The sequence below is a fragment of the Cellulomonas sp. P4_B5_2 genome, assembly GCF_056402235.1.
Genome location: NZ_JBFUHU010000272.1, coordinates 1 through 5,242, shown reverse-complemented (window position 1 = coordinate 5,242; position 5,242 = coordinate 1). Strand labels below are relative to the sequence as shown.

2 protein-coding genes are annotated in these 5,242 nt (G+C 70.8%); both read right to left on the bottom strand.

All coding sequences use genetic code 11. The features are described 5' to 3' along the window. On the bottom strand, positions 1-740 hold a 740-nt coding region (locus AC1DUQ_RS17215; protein ID WP_477074207.1), incomplete at its 3' end, for a carboxypeptidase-like regulatory domain-containing protein. Between the two features lie 103 nt (positions 741-843). Further along, on the bottom strand, positions 844-5,040 hold the full coding sequence (locus tag AC1DUQ_RS17210) for an nSTAND1 domain-containing NTPase (protein WP_477074206.1): 4,197 nt from the start codon (positions 5,038-5,040) through the stop codon (positions 844-846). Positions 5,041-5,242 lie beyond the last annotated feature (202 nt).

Sequence of the window (5,242 nt, the reverse complement as noted above, 5' to 3'; positions counted from 1 at the left end):
ACGTTCTGCCGGCCGGGCTTGCGACCGTCCGACTGGGTCTCGGTGATGATCGGCTGACCGCCGAGCTCGACCTTGACGTAGACGTCCGGTCCCTCGGTCAGCTCGACGTTGATGAACGGCGAGAACGGTGTGCGGCGGAAGTCGGAGGCCAGGTACGTGAGGACGTAGTGGCCGGTCCCGTCGGTGGTGGCCGTGCCGAGCGGGTCGTCCTGGAGCCAGTCGGCGTCGAACGCCGTGACCACCGCGCCAGGGATCGGGCTGTGGTCGTCGCACGTCGTGATCCGGCCGCTGATGGTCCAGATGCCGAACAGCGCGAGGATGTGGCACCAGAAGCGGTTCGGGATCGCGTACTCCCAGACCGCGAGGATGCCGTCCTCCGTCTGCCGCCAGCGCGGCTGGAGGGTCGTCACGGCGAACTGCCGCGGCTTCGAGTCCGGCTCGTGCCGGGGCCGCGGCGGCCTCGTGACGTACAGGTCGAGGTCCAGCGGACCGCCGTCGTACTCCTTGTCGTCGATCGTCAGGACGTACTTCCCCGACTCCTCGACGCGTGCCACGGCGACGGGTGACCCCGTGCGCTCGCCCTCGGCCACCTCGTGGAACGTCTCCTTGTCGGCCGCAACCGCCTGCTCCGTGGTGCGGTCCCCGGTCGACCGGTACGCGCGCAGCTCGAGGCCGGCGAGCGGCTCCCGCACGTCGTGACACAGCGTTCCCCACAAGGACCCGCGAATCTCGTATGCCATCGTGCCCACCCCCTGCTCGATGGCGGGCACGTCGATGTGCCCGCCTACCGGTCAGGAGGGTGGCCGGCCGAGGGAGATACCGGCGGGATGCCCGCTCGTGCGATCAACCGGGTCCGGGGCACGTGGGCGCGTACGCGCGGTTCGGCACGTACTGGACCCACTCCGCCCGGGTGAGGTTGCGACCGGCGAGACGGCACGCGACGTCGATGAGGTGCTGCGGGCGGGTGTCCCAGGCGAGTACCCGACCACGGGGGTGTGCGACGAGGAGCGTGTGCCCGTCCGGCAATGGGCGTGCGTTCGAGTTGTCGTCCTGGCCGTCGAAGCCGAAGCTGGCCAGCCGAAGCAGCGTCCGTGCGTCCCAGAGCTCGACGAGGCCGCTGCCGCTCGCGATGATCTGACTGCCGTCGGCGCTGTAGGTCAGGTCCTGGACAAAGTTGCTCGGGAACGAGCGAAGGGGCAGCAGGTACTCGAGCCTCCCCTCGCGCAGGGCCGCGACGTCGATGACGCCCCAGAGGCCGGCGTCGAAGTAGACCGCGAGAGAACGACTGTCGGGCGAGAAGGCCAAGGCGGACGGGAAGCCGTCGAGGTTGACGTCGCGGACGTTCCCCGTCGGCAGGTCCACGACCGCGACAGTGTCACCGATCCAGCGACGAAGCACGGCGGTGCGGTCGTCGGGACTCAGCACGGGCAGGTCCCAGTCGTCCCCGCTGAGTCTCGGGAGCTCGATCGGCGGCCCGTCGACCTCGAGCGTCACCGGGTCGATCCGCCTCACGGCGTCGTCCGGCCCGACCGCCACGAGTCTCCCGTCGCTCGTGAACGCGAGCCACTTCGCGGCGACGAGGTCGTTCCGCCGCMCCGACGACCCGGTCGCCGGATCCCACGTCTCCAGCCAAGACGTCGCGTCGCCGTCGTTGCTGCCCGCCGTGAGGACGACACTCGAGTCCGGGCTCCAGAGGTACTGGTTCACGCGGACGAGATCCTGCAGGGGAGTCAGCGAACCGGTCGCGAGGTCGCGGAACTGCATCGTCTGGTGTCGGAGCTCGCCCGTGTAGGCCTCGTACAGCACGTGGGTCCCGTCGGGCGACGGCTCGCTCGCGTGCACCTGCCGGCCGGCCGGGCGCTCGGGGAAGGATCGCCATCCCGGGAACCCGCGCGTGCCGGTGAGGTCCCATGCCAGGAGCAGCCGGTCCGGGGCGACCGAGTAGACAGTGGTGCCGTCCGGGCTGAACGCCACCGAGCCGACCTCCTTGGCATGTCCCCGGAAGGTGTGCACGGCCACGCGGTCGTCCAGGTCCCAGATCACGATCGTCCCGTCGGCATAGCCGGCGGCCAGCAGACTCCCGTCGGCACTGAAGGCCAGAGCACTCGCCCCGCTGGACTCGCCCGCGAGGGTGAACCGCCGCTCGAACGTCCCGGCGTCGAGGACTGCCACCCCATCGACGTCGGAGTGGGCGAGAGTCGAGCCGTCAGGACTCAGCGCGATGATCCCGCCGCGTTCGCCGCCCCAGTTGGGTGCGCTGGACCGCAGCACGGCTCCCGTGTCGACATCGATGGCGCGCAGGCTCTCCGAACCCGTTCGCTGTGCGACGGTGACGGTCCTGCCGTCCGGGCTCAGTTCCACCAGGCCGTAGAGGTTCGCGGTGAGTGGAACGCGAAGGACCGGCTCGGTCGGATCGGCGGTGTCCCACACCATCGCCTCCCAGGGCGCGCCGTCGAGCCAGGCGACCGCGGCGAACCTGGATCCGTCCTCGCTGAAGTCCATCCCGTCCTGCTCGACCTGCGCGCCCTCGGCGAACCCGTCGTACGTCGCCACGTCCTGCAACGACCGGGCGTCGAGAACGCGTACGGGGTGCGGCACGGGGACGACCTCGGAGGACCCCGCCGGGTCGAATCCTGACACCCCGACTGCAAGCTCCTGCCCGTCGGGGCTGTACTCGAGCCCCACGGTCAGGAGGTCCGGCCGGGCGACCGTCAAGGCCAGGGTCTGTGCGTCCAGTGAGGTCTGGCCCTGGGCGTCGGCACCGAACGCGCTGGTCGCCGCGACGGTCCGACCGTCGGGACTGACGTCGACGTAGTCGAACCCCGACCCGCGGGAGACAGCGACCAGGTCTCCCTCCTTTCCGAGCACCTCGAAGAGCGCCGAGCGAGCCGCGTGCGAGTCGTCGAGCCGCACCGCCTGCAACCCCAGCAGCACTGCCAGGTCGGGTTCGACGGTCGTGAGGGCCTCGGCGGACAGGCGGCGCGAGTCGGCGAGGCGCGCCTGCTCCTCGGCCGTCCGAGCGGCCTCCGCCGCGACGACACCCGCACCGAGTGCCGCGACGAGCAGTGCACCGACGCCGGCCAGCGCGAGTCGCAGCCGACGGTTGGTGCGAGCTCTCGACCGCAACTCGCGCTCGGCGGTGGCACGGGAGGCGTCGAGGAACGCCTGCTCGGTCGCGGTCAGCTCCGGCTGGTGCTGTTCTGCCCACTCCGACGCACTGGCGAGTCGCATCCCCCGGTAGAGCTCGCTGTCCGGACGCCCCATGCTGTCCCAGCCCTCGGCGGCGGTCGTGAGGTGGCGGAAGACGCGCTGGCCCTCGACGTCGTCCTCCAGCCAGCCGCGCAGTCGGGGCCACTCGCGGGTGAGGGCCTCGTGCGCGATCTGCACGTCGCCCTCGTCGCTGCTGACCAGCCGGGCACCGGTCAGGAGGTCGAGGAGTCGGTCGTGCGACTCGTCGAGCGCCAGTCTCTGTCGTGGGACACGTGAACGGATCGGCACACCGTCATCGCTGGGTGCGACCAGGCGGAGGAACATGGCACGCACCAACGTCTGCTGTCGTTCGTCGAACTGCGTGAAGAGGGCCTCTGCCGACTGCGCGACCGCGTCGCGGATCCCGCCCGTGGCCCGGTAGCCCTCGACGGTGAGCGTGGGCCCCTCTCGTCGCTCCCAGGTCTGTCGGAGAACGTGCGACAGCATGGGCAACGAGCCAGGTTCGCCCTCCACGTCACGCACGAGCAGGTCCACGAGGCCGGGCTCGAGCCGGAGCCCTGCTTGTCGAGCGGGTCCCTCGATCGCGGCTCGAAGGTTCTCGTCGCTCATCGGGGACACCAGGTACAGGCCATCCTCGACGAGCCTGGCGAAACCGCGGTGCATGGACAGCTCTCCCAGCCGGTCGGCGCGCAGCGCGAGCACCACCGGACCCTCGTACGCGGAGAGGCGATCGAGGTACTCAGTCCGTTCGCCCGCCTCGGTGCACAGGGTGACTGCCTCCTCGGCCTGGTCGACCACGAGCACCGGGAACGGCGCACGGGACGGCAGGGCCGTGAGCGATTCGAGAGGTCGGCTCCCCGGCGAGGTCACCAGGGCTCGCGCACCGTCGTCCTGCAGGGTGGCGACGACCCCTGCTCGGACGAGCGACGACTTGCCGATGCCCGACGGGCCGATGACGACGAGGACGCCACGCGCGCGCAGTCGGGACATGCACGCCTCGACGTCGGCCTCCCGTCCGAAGAACGTCTCCGCATCCTCACTGCCGTAGGGCAGGAGCCCGCGGTACGGGCAGACCAGGCTGGTGATGAGCGACTCCGTCCCCTCGAGACCAGGGTCCTGGCGGAGGATCGCCTCCTCCAGCGCCTGCAGCTCTGGTCCCGGGTCCAGCCCCAGCTCGGCCCGGAGCATCCGACGTGCCCGGCCGAGCGCGTCGAGTGCCTCGGACTGCCGGCCCGACTGGTAGAGCGCACGGGCGAACAGCGCCCAGCGCCGCTCGCGGAAGGGAGCCTCCCGGACCAGGGCCCGAGCATCTTCGAGACTCGCGCGCGCGCGACCGGCCGAGATCTCGGCCTCGACGCGGAGCTCCTGGGCGTCCATGCGGAGGCCGTCGAGCCGTTCGGCCTCGGTGCGGCCAGGCTCCCATTCGTCTAGGTCAGACAGCGCCCTTCCCCGCCACAGCGAGAGTGCCTCGGTCAGGACGTAGGAGGCTCGATCGGGGTCGTGGTCGGCCAGGTGGTCCCGCGCTCGTGCCAGCATCCGCTCGAACCTGTGGCTGTCGACCTGGTCCTCGGTCACGCGCAGGACGTAGCCGCCGTGCGAGGTGGTCCGGATCGCGTCCGGCCCGAGCTYCTTGCGCAGCCGGCTGATGCACCCCTGCACCACCTTCGGCCAGCTGGTCGGGGGGTCCTCGGCCCACAGGGCGTCTGCAAGAACCTCGGTGTCCACCGCCTCGTTCGCTCGGACGACCAGCACCTCCAGCACCACCCGGTCACGCAGGCCGTAGCCGTCGGAACCGCCGACGGCAAGAGGACCGAGCACCTGGATGCCCACGGCCCGACTCTCCGCCGGGTCAGCGGCCTGGTCAACGCCTCCGATACCGCGGTGATACCGGGCCCGCGGTGACCCGATACCGCCTGGTGCCACACCAGAGACCAGCGCTGCAACTCGGCGGCGCGCCGATCACCGGAGGTTCTCATGGTCAAGAAGTGGTTCGGCGTCCTTGTTGCCATGGCTCTCACCGTCGGCCTTACGG